This is a genomic window from Enorma timonensis (assembly GCF_000321165.1).
Lineage (GTDB): Bacteria > Actinomycetota > Coriobacteriia > Coriobacteriales > Coriobacteriaceae > Enorma.
The window spans coordinates 36,876-52,584 of record NZ_CAPF01000014.1; the positions used below are offsets into that span (position 1 = coordinate 36,876).

17 protein-coding genes are annotated in these 15,709 nt (G+C 68.6%); all 17 read left to right on the forward strand.

The window, feature by feature from the left end:
• Positions 1 to 14 precede the first annotated feature (14 nt).
• The 17 genes from BN423_RS01335 to recN all read left to right on the forward strand — a co-directional run bounded on the left by BN423_RS01335 (position 15) and on the right by recN (position 15,690).
• Entirely contained in the window at positions 15 to 398 is a 384-nt protein-coding gene (locus BN423_RS01335; protein WP_019238482.1) for an ATP-binding protein, read from the forward strand.
• Positions 398 to 1,189, forward strand: a complete 792-nt coding sequence (locus tag BN423_RS01340; protein ID WP_019238483.1) for a SigB/SigF/SigG family RNA polymerase sigma factor — start codon at positions 398 to 400, stop codon at positions 1,187 to 1,189. The genes BN423_RS01335 and BN423_RS01340 overlap by 1 nt, the downstream gene beginning before the upstream one ends.
• A 1-nt stretch (position 1,190) precedes the next feature.
• Entirely contained in the window at positions 1,191 to 2,573 is a 1,383-nt protein-coding gene (locus BN423_RS01345; protein ID WP_019238484.1) for an AI-2E family transporter, read from the forward strand.
• Positions 2,574 to 2,696: 123 nt separating this feature from the next.
• Positions 2,697 to 5,354 (forward strand): alanine--tRNA ligase, encoded by a 2,658-nt coding sequence (gene alaS, locus BN423_RS01350; protein ID WP_019238485.1) that lies wholly within the window; start codon positions 2,697 to 2,699, stop codon positions 5,352 to 5,354.
• A gap of 11 nt (positions 5,355 to 5,365) precedes the next feature.
• The gene (ruvX, locus tag BN423_RS01355) at positions 5,366 to 5,782 is read left to right on the forward strand and encodes a Holliday junction resolvase RuvX (protein WP_019238486.1); all 417 of its coding nucleotides are present in this window, start codon (positions 5,366 to 5,368) and stop codon (positions 5,780 to 5,782) included.
• A 165-nt stretch (positions 5,783 to 5,947) separates the two neighbouring features.
• The gene (gene mltG, locus BN423_RS01360) at positions 5,948 to 7,216 is read left to right on the forward strand and encodes an endolytic transglycosylase MltG (RefSeq protein WP_232385463.1); all 1,269 of its coding nucleotides are present in this window, start codon (positions 5,948 to 5,950) and stop codon (positions 7,214 to 7,216) included.
• Complete coding sequence (locus BN423_RS01365) at positions 7,213 to 7,710, forward strand: YqeG family HAD IIIA-type phosphatase (protein WP_019238488.1); 498 nt, start codon at positions 7,213 to 7,215, stop codon at positions 7,708 to 7,710. Before mltG ends, BN423_RS01365 begins: the two co-directional genes overlap by 4 nt.
• Before the next feature lie 6 nt (positions 7,711 to 7,716).
• Positions 7,717 to 8,268 carry a shikimate kinase gene (locus BN423_RS01370; protein WP_019238489.1) on the forward strand — a complete coding sequence of 184 codons (552 nt, stop codon included), beginning with the start codon at positions 7,717 to 7,719 and terminating at the stop codon, positions 8,266 to 8,268.
• The gene (locus BN423_RS01375) at positions 8,265 to 9,377 is read left to right on the forward strand and encodes a hypothetical protein (protein WP_019238490.1); all 1,113 of its coding nucleotides are present in this window, start codon (positions 8,265 to 8,267) and stop codon (positions 9,375 to 9,377) included. The genes BN423_RS01370 and BN423_RS01375 overlap by 4 nt, the downstream gene beginning before the upstream one ends.
• 42 nt (positions 9,378 to 9,419) lie before the next feature.
• Positions 9,420 to 10,550: a M24 family metallopeptidase gene (locus BN423_RS01380; RefSeq protein ID WP_019238491.1), complete on the forward strand. Its 1,131-nt coding sequence runs from the start codon at positions 9,420 to 9,422 to the stop codon at positions 10,548 to 10,550.
• A gap of 119 nt (positions 10,551 to 10,669) precedes the next feature.
• Positions 10,670 to 11,233, forward strand: coding sequence for an elongation factor P (gene efp, locus BN423_RS01385; RefSeq protein WP_019238492.1), 564 nt, complete (start codon positions 10,670 to 10,672; stop codon positions 11,231 to 11,233).
• Positions 11,234 to 11,267: 34 nt separating this feature from the next.
• Positions 11,268 to 11,627, forward strand: coding sequence for an Asp23/Gls24 family envelope stress response protein (locus BN423_RS01390; RefSeq protein ID WP_019238493.1), 360 nt, complete (start codon positions 11,268 to 11,270; stop codon positions 11,625 to 11,627).
• Between the two features lie 2 nt (positions 11,628 to 11,629).
• Positions 11,630 to 12,115 carry a transcription antitermination factor NusB gene (nusB, locus tag BN423_RS01395; protein WP_019238494.1) on the forward strand — a complete coding sequence of 162 codons (486 nt, stop codon included), beginning with the start codon at positions 11,630 to 11,632 and terminating at the stop codon, positions 12,113 to 12,115.
• Positions 12,116 to 12,118: 3 nt separating this feature from the next.
• Positions 12,119 to 12,415 carry an exodeoxyribonuclease VII small subunit gene (locus BN423_RS01400; protein ID WP_019238495.1) on the forward strand — a complete coding sequence of 99 codons (297 nt, stop codon included), beginning with the start codon at positions 12,119 to 12,121 and terminating at the stop codon, positions 12,413 to 12,415.
• On the forward strand, positions 12,412 to 13,221 hold the full coding sequence (locus BN423_RS01405; protein ID WP_019238496.1) for a TlyA family RNA methyltransferase: 810 nt from the start codon (positions 12,412 to 12,414) through the stop codon (positions 13,219 to 13,221). Before BN423_RS01400 ends, BN423_RS01405 begins: the two co-directional genes overlap by 4 nt.
• On the forward strand, positions 13,218 to 14,078 hold the full coding sequence (locus BN423_RS01410) for an NAD(+)/NADH kinase (RefSeq protein WP_019238497.1): 861 nt from the start codon (positions 13,218 to 13,220) through the stop codon (positions 14,076 to 14,078). Before BN423_RS01405 ends, BN423_RS01410 begins: the two co-directional genes overlap by 4 nt.
• Positions 14,068 to 15,690, forward strand: coding sequence for a DNA repair protein RecN (recN, locus tag BN423_RS01415; protein ID WP_019238498.1), 1,623 nt, complete (start codon positions 14,068 to 14,070; stop codon positions 15,688 to 15,690). Before BN423_RS01410 ends, recN begins: the two co-directional genes overlap by 11 nt.
• Positions 15,691 to 15,709: the final 19 nt, after the last annotated feature.

Here is a 15,709-nt window from a genome sequence, read left to right on the forward strand (position 1 = left end):
GGAAGGGCACGCGCATGAGCAGCACCCAGCATATCGAGCCCATAACCCTCACGCTCACCGCGAACCCCGGCCTCGCGCGCCTCGTGCGCATGACGGCGGCGAACGTCGCGGCGCTCTCGTCGATGTCTGTCGACCGCGTCGAGGACGTGCGCATGGCGGCCGAGGAGGCCTTCATCTACGCGTGCTCGGTCGAGGAGGGGGCCTCCATCGAGATCGCCTTCACGGTCGACGCCGAGCGGGTCTCCATGGATTTCGCCTTGGGCGACGCGCTTCCAGCGGAGCCGGATGCCGGCAACCCGGCGGCCTACGCGGGCCTCATCCTCGCCGCTGTGTGCGACTCCTATGAGAAGACGGACGCGCCCGCGCACCTGCACCTCGAACTCAAGGCGGACCTCTGATGGCAGAAAAGACCACGTCGAGTAAATCGGCCTGGGACAAGCAGAAGACGCGCGAGCTCTTCCGCCGGTATAAGGAACAGGGCGACATGGATGCGCGCGAGCAGCTCGTCATGTCGCACATGAACCTCGTCCGATTCCTCGCGAACAAATTCAAGAACCGCGGCGAGCCGCTCGACGACCTCATGCAGGTGGGGTACCTCGGCCTGCTCAAGGCGATCGACCGCTTCGATCCCGAGCGCGGGCTCGAGTTCACCACCTACGCCACGCCCACCATCCTGGGCGAGATCAAGCGGCACTTCCGCGACAAGGGCTGGAGCGTCCGCGTGCCGCGCCGCCTGCAGGAGCTCTCGGCGAAGGTGAACCAGGCCACCGACGCGCTCACCACGCAGCTGCAGCGCTCGCCCTCGATCGACGAGATCGCCGAGTACCTCGATGCCTCGGTGGACGAGGTGCTCGAGGCGATGGAGTCCTCGAGCGCCTACAGCTCGGTGCCGCTCGAGGGGCCGAGCACGGCGGAGGGCGATGATGCGCCCTCGGTCATCGACCGCTATGCCGAGGAGGACAGCGACCTCGCCCTCACCGACGACCGCCTCATCATCGAGGAGGCTCTCGCCGGGTTCTCGCCCCGCGAGCGCGAGGTCGTGGAGCTGCGCTTCCTGAAGGGCATGACGCAGATCGAGATCGCCGAGCAGCTCGGCATCTCCCAGGTGCAGGTCTCGCGCCTTCTGCGCCGCACGCTCAAGAAGATCCAGGATCGGCTCGATCCCGAAGGCATCATGCAGGGGAGATAACATGGTTGATCGTGCGCGGACCGACGCGGCCGAAGCGAAGCTACCCGGGGCGGGCGTCATCGCCCTGCGCGTATGGACGGTGGTCGGCGCCATCATCATCGGCATCGCCCTTCTGTACGTGCTCGGCGTGCTTGCGCCCGTCGTCGAGTTCCTCGCGGTGGGCTCGCTCATCGCGTTCATCGCCTCGCCGATCGTGAACGCGCTTGAGCGCAAGCGCATCCCGCGACCTGTAGGGGCGTTCATCGGGCTCGCCGCGGTGATCCTCATCTCGCTCTGCGTCATCATGGTCATCGTGCCCATCTTCGTCGACCAGGTGATCGAGGTGCTCTCGCGCCTGCCCGACCAGCTCCAGGCGCTCAGCACCTGGGCGACGCAGGTGGCCCACGATATCGAGGCGTTCTCGCACTCCTCGTGGGCGAGCGGCTTCGACTCGATGCTGCAGTCGCTCACCAACGTCGCCTCGTCGTACGTGACGCAGCTCGCCGGCGACCTGGGCCGCGGCCTCTTCCCCGTCCTCTCGGGCTTCGCCTCGCAGCTCTTCATCTTCTTCCTCGGGCTCGTGCTGGCCTACTGGCTCGCCCTCGATTACCCGAAGATCCATCGCGAGATCGCCACCATCGTGGGCGAGGGGCACGAGATGAGCTACCGCTTCATGGTCGCGATCCTGTCGCGCTCGGTGGGCGGGTACATGCGCAGCATGGTGATCACGTCGTTCATCGACGGCCTGCTCGCGTTCATAGGGCTTCTCATCGTCGGGCACCCGTATGCGGCGCTCATGGGCGTGCTCACGGGGCTCATGCACCTCATCCCCGTGCTCGGCTCGTGGATCTCGGCCTTCGCGGCCACGCTGCTCGCGCTCTTCTACAGCCCCATCCTCGCCTTCTGGACGATCATCATCTGCATGGTGGCGCAGAACGTGACCGATAACGTGGTCTCGCCGAAGGTCATGCAGTCCTCCGTGCAGATCCATCCCGCCATGAACCTCGCCGCCCTCGTCGTGGGGTCGACCCTCATGGGCGCGATCGGCATGGTGGTCGCCATCCCGCTGTGCGCCGCGCTCAAGGGGCTCTTCGTGTTCTACTTCGAGAAGTCGACCGGCCGCGCCCTCGTCTCCTACGACGGCGCGATCTTCCAGGGGACGCCGTACCGCGACGAGCACGGCAACCCGGTGCCCGCCTTCGACGCGCTCGGCGACGACACCTTCGTCCAGGAATCCGAGCTCATCCCCAAGGACGTCGCGCCCACCGGCTCCGCCGTGCCCCGTCCCGACCTCGAGAACCCGTGGAGCAAGCTCCAGTTCCTGCACCGCAACTCCGAGGCGGATGCGAAAGGCGAACAGAAGCCGGCCGATACGGCACCGGACGACAAGACGTCACGCGACTAGAGGGCTGCGCTCGCGCCCCATGCGCGAACCCGGTAGATTCCGCGCGCACGTCCGCGCGTCGCGCCCCGATTCGCTATACTCATGTAGTTTACGCGTTGTTACCCACACTCAAGGAGATACCGCATGGTTGCAGATTTCCCTACGATGACGACGGCGGAGATCCGGTCCGCCTTCCTCACGTTCTTCGAGGAGCGCGGCTGCAAGCTCTTCCCGAGCTCGTCGCTCATCCCCGATGACCCGTCGCTTCTGCTCGCGAACGCCGGCATGAACCAGTTCAAGCAGTACTACCAGGGCAAGAAGACGATGAAGGAGATCGGCGCGACGTCGTGCCAGAAGTGCGTGCGCACGAACGACATCGACATCATCGGCTCCGACGGCCGCCATGCGAGCTTCTTCGAGATGCTCGGCAACTTCAGCTTCGGCGGCGTCTCGAAGCGCCAGGCCTGCGCCTGGGCGCTCGAGCTCTCCACCGAGGTCTTCCACCTGCCCATCGAGCGGCTCTACTTCACCGTCTTCACCGAGGATGACGAGACGTACGAGATCTGGCGCTCACTCGGTATCGAGGAGAGCCACATCTCGCGCTTGGGCGAGGACGACAACTTCTGGGCGGCCGGCCCCACCGGCCCCTGCGGCCCGTGCTCCGAGATCTACTACGACATGGGCGAGGACGTGGGCTGCGGCCGCCCGGACTGCGCGCCCGGTTGCGATTGCGACCGCTTCCTGGAGTACTGGAACCTCGTCTTCACGCAGTTCGACCGCCAGGAGGACGGCTCCATGCCGGAGCTCCCGCACCGCAACCTCGATACGGGCATGGGCCTCGAGCGCATGAGCGCCATCATGCAGGGCAAGACCTCGTTCTTCGATAGCGACGTCATGCAGGGGCTCATCAAGCTCGGCGAGGACGTCACGGGTGTCGCGTATGTGAGCGATGACTACACCGGCCCCAGCCGCAGCCTGCGCATCATCGCCGACCACGCCCGCTCCGTCGATTTCATGATCTCGGATGGCATCCTCCCGGGTAACGAGGGCAGGGGCTACGTGCTCCGCCGCCTGCTCCGCCGCGCCGTGTTCCATGGCCGGCTGCTGGGCGTGGAGGGGCCGTTCCTCACCCGCTTCATCGACGAGGTGAACGTGCTCATGGGCGACGCGTACCCCGAGCTGCTCAAGAACGCTCAGCTCGTGCGCGGTATCGTTGCGGCCGAGGAGGAGCGCTTCTCGAAGACCCTCGACACCGGCCGCATCTACCTGGACGAGGCGCTCGACGCGCTCGAGGAGGGCGCCGTGCTCGATGGCGCCGCCGCGTTCAAGCTGCACGACACCTTCGGGTTCCCCATCGACCTCACGGTCGAGATCGCCGAGGGCGCGGGCCATGCCGTCGACATCGACGGATTCAACCGCGAGATGGAGCTCCAGCGCGAGCGCGCCCGCGCGAACGTGAAGGGCGATGCCTGGGGCTCGTTCAACGACATCTGGGTCGAGCTCTCCGATGCCCTGCCCGCGACCGAGTTCACCGGATACGACGGCTGTGTGCTCGACGGCGCCCGCGTCGCGGCGCTCGTCGCCGATGGCGAGCGGGCAGCGGCGGCGCACGCGGGCGACACCGTCGAGGTCGTGCTCGACCGCACGCCGTTCTACGCCGAGATGGGCGGTCAGGTGGGCGACACCGGTGTCCTCACCGCCGAGGGCGTCCGCCTGCGCGTGACCGATACCAAGAGCCATAACGGCCTGTATGCCCACACCGCGGTGGTCGAGGAGGGGACGCTCCACGAGGGCGCCGAGCTGCGCGCCGAGGTCGATGAGCGCCGCCGCGCGCTCATCCAGCGCAACCACACCGCCACGCACCTGCTCGATGCCGCGCTCAAGGAGGTCCTGGGCAGCCATGTGAACCAGGCCGGCTCGCTCGTGGCGCCCGAGCACCTGCGCTTCGACTTCACGCACTTCGAGGCGCTCACCTCCGAGCAGCTGCGCCAGGTGGAGGAGCTCGTGAACCGCGAGATCTTCGCGGCGAAGCCGGTCGTGACGCGCGTCATGGGCATCGAGGAGGCCAAGGCGTCGGGCGCGGTGGCGCTCTTCGGCGAGAAGTACGGCGACGTCGTGCGCGTGGTCTCCTGCGGCACCGAGGAGCACCCGTTCTCGCGCGAGCTCTGCGGCGGCACGCATGCGGCGAACACCGCCGAGATCGGTCTCTTCCGCATCACCTCCGAGTCGTCCACCGGCTCGAACGTGCGCCGCATCGAGGCCGTGACGAGCCTCGGCGCCGTGGAGTACCTCGAGGAGCGCGAGCGCCTGCTCGCCCAGGCCGCCGCCGGCCTCAAGTGCCGCGTGGACGAGGTCCCCGGCCGCGTCGAGGCGCTCCAGAAGCAGCTCCGCGAGACCGAGCAGAAGCTCAAGGCCGCGCTCACCGGCGGCGCCTCCGATACCATCGGCCGCGCCATCGACGGCGCGCTCGACGCGGGCGGCTATCGCGTCGTCATCGCCGAGCTCCCGGGTCTCGATGCCGCCGGCCTCCGCGAGGCGTGGGACACCATCCGCGGGAAGCTCTCACCCGCGTGCGCCTGCGTGCTCGCCACGGTGACCGAGAAGGGCGCGCCGGCGCTCCTCGCGGCCGCGACGGATGACGCCGTGCAGGCGGGCTTCCACGCCGGTTCCGTCATCAAGGCCATCGTGCCCGCCGTGGACGGGCGCGGCGGCGGCAAGCCCACCATGGCGCAGGCGGGCGGCAAGGACGCGTCCGGCATCGCCGCGGCGCTCGATGCCGCGCGCGCCGAGCTCGGGCTGTAACGGCGCGCACGGTGGTCGCGCTCGGCCTCGATATCGGTGAGGTGCGGATCGGCATCGCGGTCTCCGACGCGAGCGGCTCGGTCGCCATGCCGCTCAAGGTCTTGCCCGCGCAAGAGGTGCTCGCGCATGCCCGGTCGTTCCGCATGATCCTCGAAGACCATGAACCCGACGTGCTCGTCTGCGGCCTCCCCGAAACCCTGGCGGGGGAGGAGGGGCCGCAGGCCGAGCGCGTGCGTGTGGCGGCGGAGCGCATCGCGGCCGCGAGCGGTATCCCGCTCGAGTTCTGCGACGAGCGCCTGAGCTCGCGCGAGGCGAAGCGCATCCTGCGCGCGCAGGGCCTTACGGAGCGCGCGATGCGCGGCAAGGTCGACATGGTCGCCGCGAGCCTCTTCCTGCAGGCATGGCTCGATGCGCGGAGGTCGGTGTAGGACAGCGTGGTCTCACGGCGGCCCGCGCGCATGCGCAGTGCCATGCGGGATGCATGTGTGCAAAACATTCAAGTTTGGATGGAAACTTTAAGCTTTCGTCTCAGGTGCGGTAGACTGATGCCGTGTTGGATACGGCCGCGCGAAGCGCGAGACGAAGGGGATGTTGTGGCAGATCGGTTCATGGGTGGTGGAAGCGGCACACGCGGCCGCGACGGCTCGTACCACCGCACGGTACGTCCCGCGGGGACGCGTTTCAAATCCGGCCCCTCCCAGAGCAGGCTCTCCTCACCAGCTTCCGGCTCTCGCCAGGTGCCCCCGCCGCGCGCCGCTGTCTCGGGCGGCCATCACGCCATCCTGCCCGCGCATCCCCGGGGCGGCCGCTGCCCCGTCAAGACGTCCCCGATGTCGCTCGTCCTCGGCATCGTCGCCATCGTCGCGGTTGCCGTGCTCCTCTTCGCGTTCGTCATCCCAGCCGTGACCTCGCTTATCGCGCCCGGCTCCGAGCAGGCGGTCGAGGCGGGCCTCGAGGTCGAGGTGAACATCCCTGACGGCGCCTCGGGTGACCAGATCGCGCAGATCCTTTCCGAGAGCCATGTCATCGACGATCCCAAGGTCTACTATTCCACCGTCCGTTCCATGCAGGCGGATATGCTCATCAAGCCGGGCGACTACCGCTTCACCACCTACCAGGATCCCGAGTCGGTCGTGCAGCAGCTCATCGACGGCCCGAACATCGCCGGCGTCACCCTCACCATCCAGGAGGGCCTGACGGTGGACCAGACGGCGGCGCGCGTGGAGGAGACCTACGGCATCCCGGCCGCGGACTTCCTCGCGCAGGCGAAGGCGTCGAACTACGTGGACGAGTATCCTTTCCTCGAGGGCGCTTACAACGATTCGCTCGAGGGGTACCTATATCCCAAGACCTACAGCCTGGGCGAGAACCCCACCGCCGACGAGATCATCCGCGCCATGCTCGACCAGTTCCAGATCGAGACGGCGGACCTGGGCCTCAGCGAGGGGGCGAACGGCCTCACCTCGCAGGAGCTCGTGACGCTCGCCTCGCTCATCGAGCGCGAGACCGCCCAGGCGGACGAGCGCCCGCTCGTGGCGAGCGTCATCTACAACCGCCTGAAAGAGGGCATGCCGCTCCAGATCGACGCGGCGATCGTCTATGCGCGCGGCGGGGGCTCCGATACGGTCACCTACGATGACCTCGAGATCGATTCGCCCTACAATGTCTACAAGAACACCGGGCTCACCCCCGGGCCCATCTGCTCGCCGAGCGTCTCCTCCATCGAGGCGGCGCTGCATCCGGCCGATACCTCGTACCTCTACTACGTGCTCTCGCCCGACAGTGACGGCCATCACAACTTCAGCGAGAGCTATGATGAATTCCTGAAAAACCGCGAAGCCTACGAAAGCTCCCTGTCATGAGTCTTTTCTCCCCCGATCGCTACGTCGCCTCCGTTGACCGTATCGACCTCGATGACCTCTGGAGGCGCGACAAGCGCGCGATCCTCCTCGACCGCGACAACACGCTCGTCCCGCGCGACCGCGCGACCGCCCCGGAGGAGGTCGCCGCGTGGCTCGACCGTGCGCGCGCGATGGGCTTTCGCCTCTGCATGGTGTCGAACAACTGGCATCGCGATGAGGTGATGCGCTCCGCGCGCGAGCTCGGCCTCGAGGCCATCAGCCATGCGATGAAGCCCGCCCCGTTCGCGCTCGCGGCCGGGCTCAAGCGCACGGGCGTGCGCAAGGCCGAGGCCGTCATGGTGGGTGACCAGCTCTATACGGACGTCTGGGCGGGCAACCTCGCCGGGATCGACACCATCCTCGTGAAGCCGCAGACCACCGTCGATCTGTGGTACACGCAGATTTTCCGCATCTTCGAGCGGCGCGCGCTCCGTGGTCTGACCTGCGAGGAGTAGGCTTCGATGACGGGCGCGGACGGCGCGGTGCGCGTGGATAAGCGCGGCTGCGACCATATCTTCTTCATCGGCTTCCTCGGTGCGGGCAAGTCCACGCTCGCGCGGAACCTGGGCGGGCTCTTCCATCGCCGCTTCGTCGACACCGACCGTCTCGTGGAGCGCCGTGCGGGCAAGAGCATCTCGCGCATCTTCGCGGAGGAGGGCGAGGCCGGGTTCCGCGCGCTCGAGACCGAGGTGCTCCGGTCGCTCGAGAGCCAGCGGAGCCTGCTCGTCTCGTGCGGGGGAGGGATTGTCGAGACGCCCGAGAACATCGAGCTCATGCACGAGATGGGTTACTGCGTCTACCTCGATGGCGACCTGGACGACTCGCTTCGGCAGATACGCTCGCTGAAGAACCGTCCCGACTTCCGTTCGCCGGAGCACGCGGAGCGGCTCTTCCGGCACCGCGCCCCCCTCTATCGGCAGGCCGCGGACCTCACCGTGGATATTCGCGGGCGCACGTTCGAAGAGGTATCCTACCGATGTGCCGGATTGCTTTTGGAGCGTGGTCTACTGTGACGATCAAGCGTCAGATTATCAATTTCAACCAGCGCAGCATCGATGTGCGCATCGGGTCGGAGATCATGGACGAGCTGTCGCGGCTCGCGGCGGCACCGGTGGGCAAGCCCAAACGGGCGCTCATGGTGGCCGACGGGGCGGCGCTCGAGGCGCGCGGCGAGGACGTGCGCCGCTCGCTCGTGTCCGCGGGCTTCACGGTCGAGGTGCTCGAGCCCGCCATCGAGGGCGGGGAGGACGGCGGCATCCCGCTCGGGGCGACGACCGCCCTTCTCGAGGCATTCGCGCGCTGCGGCCTCACCGCGGACGACCTCGTGTTCGCGCTCGGCTCGTTCGGCCTCTGCTCGCTCGCCGCGTTCTGCGCCCACGTGTGGCGCGGCGGGGTGGCTTGCACGGTCATGCCGTTCGAGCTTGAGGGGATGGTGCGGATCGCGACCGAGATGGAGCCCCTCGGGGTCGCGGGCGCGCCCGGCTCCGTCGCGCTCCCGCCGAATCCCGCGATGGTGCTCTGCGATTTCGCGCTGGTTCCGTCCATGACGCCCGAGCAGCTCCACCTGGGGTGCGCCCTCATGGCGTGCGCCGCCCTGGCGGAGGGCAAGAAGACGTGGACCGACCTGCGCGAGCACGCGGCTTCGGTCGCCGTGGGGGAGGAGGCCGCGCTGCGCGACGCCCTCGCGGCCACGCAGGTGGCCAGGCGCAACGTCCTGAAGTCGCCCAACCCCTCGGCGCGCCGCGCCCTCGAGTTCGGCGATACCGCTGCGCGCGCCCTCGCGGCGTGCGTCGCGGGCGACGTGCCCCGCTCGGTGCTCCGCGCCGAGGGCATGCGCTTCGAGGCACGCCTCGCCGTGGACGCGGCCGGGCTCAAGCCCGAGGTGGCGTTCGACCTCGATGACCTCCTCTTCGACCTAGGGATCGAGGACGCCGGGTTTACGCTCGATGCCGATGCCTTCGTCGCCGCGATCCGCGCCGTGGTGGCCGAGCGCTCGAACCGCTTCCTGCTGCCGCTCCCGAAGGCCGTCGGCCAGATCCGCCTCACCTCCGTCGCCGACGAGCTGCTCGAGCGTCACGCCGCCGCCTATGCTGCCTCGCTCGCGCCCGACGTGGTACCCTAGCACCGTCGAGGGGACCGATTCGTTTGGGAGAGAGGAATGGGAATGGCTGATATCGTTTCCGGGCCCGCGGGGCGCGTCGCGCGCGTGCGCGCGCTCATGGAGGAGCGGGGCTATGACGCGGTCGTGGTGCGCGACGAGGCGAACCTCCGCTGGCTCACGGGCGCCGAGGGCGTCTTCGACTTCACCGGCGAGCTGCCGCACGCCGCGTTCATCACGGGCGACGCGTGCTTCCTGCACACGGATTCGCGCTACTACAACTCCTTCGTCGAGCACATGCCCGAAGGGAGCCCGTGGAAGCTCGACATGGAGGCCGTCGCCATCCCGACGTGGGTGGCCGAGCGCGCCCGCGCCACCCGCTGCCGCGTGGTGGCCGTCGAGGACACCATGGAGCTCGCGTTTTACACCGCGCTCACGCGCGCGCTCGAGGATGCGTCCATCGCCGCCGCCCTGCCCCAGATGCACGGCGACCTGCGCCGCATGCGCGCGGTGAAGGACGAGGAGGAGCTCGCGCTCATGCGCCGGGCGCAGGCCATCACCGACGCCGCGTTCCAGCACATGCTCGCCTTCATCCAGCCCGGCATGACCGAGAAGGCGATCAAGCTCGAGCTCGAGAACTTCATGTACGAGCACGGCGCCGACGGCCTCGCGTTCGCCTCGATCGTGGCATCCGGCCCCAACGCCGCCAACCCGCACGCCATTCCGAGCGACCGCGTCGTCCAGAAGGGCGAGTTCGTGCTCATGGATTACGGCGCGCGCTACCGCGACTACAACTCCGACATGACGCGCACCGTGTGCCTGGGCGAGCCCACCGAGGAGATGCGCGCGGTCTACGACCTCGTCCAGCGCACGCACGAGGCGTGCGCCAAGGCCATCTACGCGGGCGTCGACGGCCGCGAGATCCACGAGCTCTCGTGCAAGATCATCGGTGACGCGGGCTATGGCGACTGCTACGGCCACGGCCTCGGGCACGGCGTGGGCATCGACATCCACGAGCTGCCCGTCTTCGGCCGCAGGAGCAACACCGTGGGCGCCGGTTCGGTCATCACCGTCGAGCCCGGCGTGTACCTGCCCGGGAAGTTCGGCGTGCGCCTGGAGGATTACGGCGTGGTGACCGAGCACGGCTTCGAGCCCTTCACGACGAGCCCCCACGACCTCCAGATCATCGAGTGCTAGATGGTAATCTCATACCGGACGGCATTGCTGCCCCACGCCGCGGACGCGGTGAGGGTATACTGGAAAAGATAAGCTGAAACGGCCGGCGGCTTCGCCGTCGCAAGCAAGAAAGGTAGTTCATGGCAACCATCACCACCGCAGATTTCAAGAACGGCATCGGCCTGCGCATCAAGGACAAGGTGTGCACCATCGTCGAGTTCCAGCATGTGAAGCCGGGCAAGGGCGGCGCCTTCGTGCGCTACAAGACGAAGGACATCAAGACCGGCCGCGTGGTCGAGCAGACCTGCAACGCCGGCACGAAGTTCGAGAGCGTCATGCTCTCCACGCGCGAGATGGCCTACCTCTACAACGACGGCTCGGACTACATCTTCATGGACAACGAGACCTACGAGCAGGTGCCCGTGCCCGAGGACTTCATCGGCGACAACGCGAAGTGGCTCAAGGAGAACGACGTCTGCCAGCTGCTCTACGCCGACGACGAGCTCATGGGCGTGAACCCGCCCATGTTCATCGAGGTGCAGATCACCCAGACCGACCCGGGCTTCAAGGGCGACACCGTCCAGGGCTCCACGAAGCCGGCGACCATCGAGACCGGCGCGGTCATCCAGGTGCCCATGTACCTCAACGAGGGCGAGATGATCAAGGTCGACACGCGTGACGGCAAGTTCGTGTCCCGCGTCTAGTTTCCGCTCCATCGCTACGATTTTGGGGGATCCCATGGCTCAGGAGATCTACATTTCCGGCATCGGCATCGCGCCCGAGGTCATCGCCTCGGTGGTGTCCCGTGCCGTCGAGGAGGTCGAGGGCATCGCGTCCGTGGGCGTGCGCGACCTCGCCACGAACCTCGTCTCGATGTTCCAGTCGCGCTCCACGGCGTCCGCGCCCGCGGTCGAGGCCGAGGTCGTGGACGATAAGCTCGCGCTCACGGTGCACGTCGTCGTGTTCTTCGGCTACCCGTTCAAGAAGCTGGCCGAGACGGTCCGCGCGGCGACCGCCCATGTCATCGATGCGCAGGTGGGCGTCGATGTCGCGCGCGTCGACGTGTGCATCGACGGCATCGTGTTCCCCAAGGAGTAAGCGTGAGCCTAAAAGTCGAACGCGGGCGCACGCTCGCGCGCAGCCAGGCGATGCAGCTGCTGTTCCAGGCGGAGGCGCGCCGTCTCACCGTTGACGAGGTCCTCGCGGGCGAATACCTCATCACGAAAGGTCCGCTCGACCCGTATGCCGAGGAGCTCGCGCGCGGTACGTTCGCCCATATCGAGGAGATTGACCGCGTGCTGCAGCGCGTCTCGGAGAACTGGGCGCTCTCTCGCATGCCGGGCGCCGACCGCAATCTGTTGCGCCTCGCGGTGTACGAGCTCAGGTTCTCGCCGAGCGACATCGACGACGCCGTCGTGATCAACGAGGCGGTCGAGATCGCGAAGGCCTATGGCACGGACGATTCGTCGAGCTTCGTGAACGGCGTGCTCGGGCGCGTCGTCCGCGACCCGCGCGTGCTCGGGCGCGCGCAGGAGCCGGTCGCGGCTGCCGTCGAGGATGCCGACGTTCAGGAAGAAGAGCGGTAGGCCATGGCGGAGACGACGCTCAACAGCTTCGAGGACATCACGGGGCGCATGGACGAGATCATCGCCGCCGTGCGCTCGAAGGACACCTCCCTCGAGCGCAGCCTCGACCTCTTCGACGAGGCGATCGCCCTCGGCTCGCATGCGGTGGAGCTCGTGGACAGCTTCGATCTGAGCCCGAGCGAGACCGCGCAGCTCGAGGCGAGCGAGGTGGGAGGCGAGCCCGACGCGTCGGCGCCCGAGCCCGATGCCGCCGCGGGGAAGGAGCCCCAAGCCCCCGAGCCGGGACGCGGCGAGCGATGAAGCGCGTCCGCCTCGATGATGAATTGATTGCCCAGGGCATCTGCGTCGATCGCGCGGATGCCCTGCGCACGTTGATGGCAGGCGACGTCTCCGCGCGCGGGGAGCGGCTCACCTCGCCCGGCATGAAGGTGGAGCCGGGGATCGACCTGCACGTGAAGGGGCGGCTGCCCTACGTGGGCCGCGGCGGCCTCAAGCTCGAGGGAGCGCTCGACACCCTGGGCGTCGACCCGCGCGGGCTCTCCTGCGTGGACATCGGCTGCTCCACGGGCGGGTTCACCGATTGCTTGCTCAAGCGCGGCGCTCGGCGCGTGGTCGCGGTCGATGTGGGTCGCGCGCAGTTCGCCTGGGCACTCCGCTGCGATGCGCGGGTGGAGCTCCTGGAGCGCACGAACGTGGTCGACCTGCCCGGCCTCGGGTACCGGGCCTGCTGCGAGCTTGCGGTCTGCGATGTGTCGTTCACGGGCATCGAGCACATCATCGACGCCGTCGTGCAGCTGCTCCTGCCGGGCGGTAAGTTCCTCACGCTCGTGAAGCCGCAGTTCGAGGCTGCGCCCGAGGACGTGGGGGAGGGCGGCGTCGTCCGCGACCCGGTGGTGCGCCGCGCCGTGCTCGAGCGGGTGCTCGCGTGCTTCGCCGGGCGCGGTCTCGTCCCGCAGGGCGTGTGCGCCTCGCCCATCACGGGGGCGAAGGGCAATATCGAGTTCTTCCTGCTCGGCGCGCTCGATGCGATCGCGGTGGGGACGGACGGTATGCGGGAGGCGTGCGAGCGCGTCCGCGCGCGATTCGAGGGGGTGTGCGGCGCATGAAGGTCTTCCTCGTGCCGAATTACTACAAGAACGAGGCCGTCGAGAGCGGCCTTGCGCTCGAGCTCTGGCTGGGGCGGCAGGGCTACGACGTCGCCTGGGCGGCGGACCAGCGCTCCGCCATCGCGTCCGTGCCCGATATCGAGGGTTCCGACCTCGTCATCTCGCTCGGCGGCGACGGCACGCTGCTGCGCGCGGCGCGCATCGTCGGCTACCAGGAGATTCCGATCCTCGGCCTGAGCTACGGCCATGTGGGCTTCCTCACCGCCGCGAGCCCCGACGAGCGCGACGTGCTCGGCGTCGTGTCGGATGCGCTCGCGGGCGAGATGCACGTGAGCCGCCGCGCTACGCTCGCCGTCGAGGTCTTCTCCCATACCGACGGGGGCGAGGAGGAGTCGATCGACACCTTCGCCCTGAACGATATGGCCCTCGCGCGCGGCCCGCTCTCCGACATGGTGGAGTTCGACGTAACCGTCTCGGGGCACCATATCGACCGGCTGCGCGGCGACGGCGTGGTCGTCTCCACGGCAACGGGATCCACCGGCTACGCGCTCTCGGCGGGCGGGCCCATCGTGAGCCCGGACTACGCGGGCATGGTCTGCGTCCCCATCGCGCCCCATACCATCCAGGCGCGCGCGTTTCTCACCTCGCCGTCCGACGTCGTGGAGATCACGATGTCGCGCGAGCGCCCGTCGGTTCCCGCCATCGCCGTGGACGGCCAGTTCGTCGCGACCGACTCGATCGTGGATCGGGTCGTGGCGCGGCGGGGTCCGGGCGATGTGCTCCTGCTCGATTACGGTCCCGAGAGCTTCTACAACTCCGTTTCCCGCGTGTTCTATGGAGTGCATCATGATCGATGAGATCCATGTCGAGAACCTCGCGCTCATCCGCTCCGCAACCTTCTCTCCCGCGCCCGGCCTCACGGTGCTCACCGGCGAGACGGGTGCCGGCAAGACGGCGCTGCTCTCGGCCCTGAAGCTCCTCGTGGGCGAGCGCGCGGAGGCATCGCAGGTGCGCGAGGGCGCCACCGCGGCCGAGGTCGAGGGGCGGCTCTTCCGCGGCGCGCGCGATACGGAGGGCCTGTGCATCGCACGGCGCGTCTCGGCGGACGGCAGGAGCCGCGCGCGCATCGACGGCCATGTGGCGAGCATCCGCGAGCTTTCCGAGCTCGTGGGTCCGATGGTGGACCTCTGCGGCCAGCATGAGCACCAGCGCCTGCTCGATGCCGCCTCGCACGTGGAGATGGTCGACGCCTGGGCGGGCGCTCCCGTGCTCGATGCCCTCGCCGCCTATCGCGCAGCCCTGGCTGCGGCCCGCGCTGCCCGCGACGAGCTCGCGCGCGTGACCGCCGCGGCGCGGACGGAGGGTGCGCGGCTCGAGGACGCGCGCTTTGCGCTCGAGCGCATCGACGAGGTCGACCCGCAACCGGGCGAACTCGAGGAGCTCGAGGAGACGCTGCCCCGCGCCGAGCACGCCGAGGCGCTCGCTAGCACCGCGCACGAGGCCTCCGAGTACCTCTCGGGGGAGGGCGGGGCGCTCGACGCCCTGAACGCGGCGATCGCCGAGCTCTCCCGCATGGGGAGGGTCGACGCGAAGCTCTCGGATTTCGCCGACGCGCTCAACGAGGCGGCCATCACGCTCGAGGACGTGTCGTCCGACCTGCGCCGCTACCGTGATGGCGTGGATTTCGACCCCGCCGAGCTTGCGCGCCTGCAGGAGCGCCATGCCGCGCTGCGCGGCCTCATGCGCCAGTTCGGCCCGCGCATGGAAGATGTGCTCGCGCGCCGCGAGGAGGCGGGCGAGCTCATCGCCGTGGCGAGCGATGGCGAGGCACGCATCCGGGCCGCGCAGGAGGCCGTCGACGCCGCGGAGGCTGAGCTCTCCCATGCGGCGCGCACGCTCATGCGCCGGCGCAACGATGCGGCGCCGCGGTTCTGCCGCGAGGTCGGCAAGCAGATGGCGCGGCTCGAGATGGGCAAGGCCGAGCTCGTGTGGGATGCCCGCGAGCTTCCGCGCGAGCGCTGGAGCGAGCAGGGGCCGGCGGCGTGCGAGCTGCTCTACCGCGGCGGCGCGGGGCTCACGGCCAGGCCGCTTCGGCGCATCGCGTCCGGCGGCGAGCTGTCGCGCGTCATGCTCGCCTGCAAGGTCGTGCTCGGCGAGGCCGACGGCGTCGACACGCTCGTCTTCGATGAGGTGGATGCCGGCGTGGGCGGCGCGGTCGCGCGGTCGCTCGCGGCGGTCTTGGCCGACCTCGCCCGCACGCACCAGGTCATCGTCGTCACGCACGTGGCGCAGGTCGCGGTGCTCGCTGAGCGGCATTACGTGGTGCGGAAGGTCGAAGGGGATGTCCCGGAGACCGTGCTCGCGCCCGTCGAGGGCGAGGAGCGCGTGCACGAGGTGGCGCGCATGCTCTCGGGCGATGCCACGGAGACCTCGCTCGCCCATGCGCGCGAGATGCTGCAGCTGATGTAAAAATACCCCTGGGGTAAAT

What these genes read in the sequence shown, in the direction of transcription:
- efp (WP_019238492.1), top strand. Translation starts at nt 10,670, where the DNA reads ATGGCAACCATCACCACCGCAGATTTCAAGAACGGCATCGGCCTGCGC.
- BN423_RS01340 (WP_019238483.1), top strand. Translation starts at nt 398, where the DNA reads ATGGCAGAAAAGACCACGTCGAGTAAATCGGCCTGGGACAAGCAGAAG.
- BN423_RS01405 (WP_019238496.1), top strand. Translation starts at nt 12,412, where the DNA reads ATGAAGCGCGTCCGCCTCGATGATGAATTGATTGCCCAGGGCATCTGC.
- BN423_RS01335 (WP_019238482.1), top strand. Translation starts at nt 15, where the DNA reads ATGAGCAGCACCCAGCATATCGAGCCCATAACCCTCACGCTCACCGCG.
- BN423_RS01370 (WP_019238489.1), top strand. Translation starts at nt 7,717, where the DNA reads ATGACGGGCGCGGACGGCGCGGTGCGCGTGGATAAGCGCGGCTGCGAC.
- BN423_RS01410 (WP_019238497.1), top strand. Translation starts at nt 13,218, where the DNA reads ATGAAGGTCTTCCTCGTGCCGAATTACTACAAGAACGAGGCCGTCGAG.
- alaS (WP_019238485.1), top strand. Translation starts at nt 2,697, where the DNA reads ATGGTTGCAGATTTCCCTACGATGACGACGGCGGAGATCCGGTCCGCC.
- BN423_RS01365 (WP_019238488.1), top strand. Translation starts at nt 7,213, where the DNA reads ATGAGTCTTTTCTCCCCCGATCGCTACGTCGCCTCCGTTGACCGTATC.
- BN423_RS01400 (WP_019238495.1), top strand. Translation starts at nt 12,119, where the DNA reads ATGGCGGAGACGACGCTCAACAGCTTCGAGGACATCACGGGGCGCATG.
- BN423_RS01345 (WP_019238484.1), top strand. Translation starts at nt 1,191, where the DNA reads ATGGTTGATCGTGCGCGGACCGACGCGGCCGAAGCGAAGCTACCCGGG.
- BN423_RS01390 (WP_019238493.1), top strand. Translation starts at nt 11,268, where the DNA reads ATGGCTCAGGAGATCTACATTTCCGGCATCGGCATCGCGCCCGAGGTC.
- recN (WP_019238498.1), top strand. Translation starts at nt 14,068, where the DNA reads ATGATCGATGAGATCCATGTCGAGAACCTCGCGCTCATCCGCTCCGCA.
- BN423_RS01380 (WP_019238491.1), top strand. Translation starts at nt 9,420, where the DNA reads ATGGCTGATATCGTTTCCGGGCCCGCGGGGCGCGTCGCGCGCGTGCGC.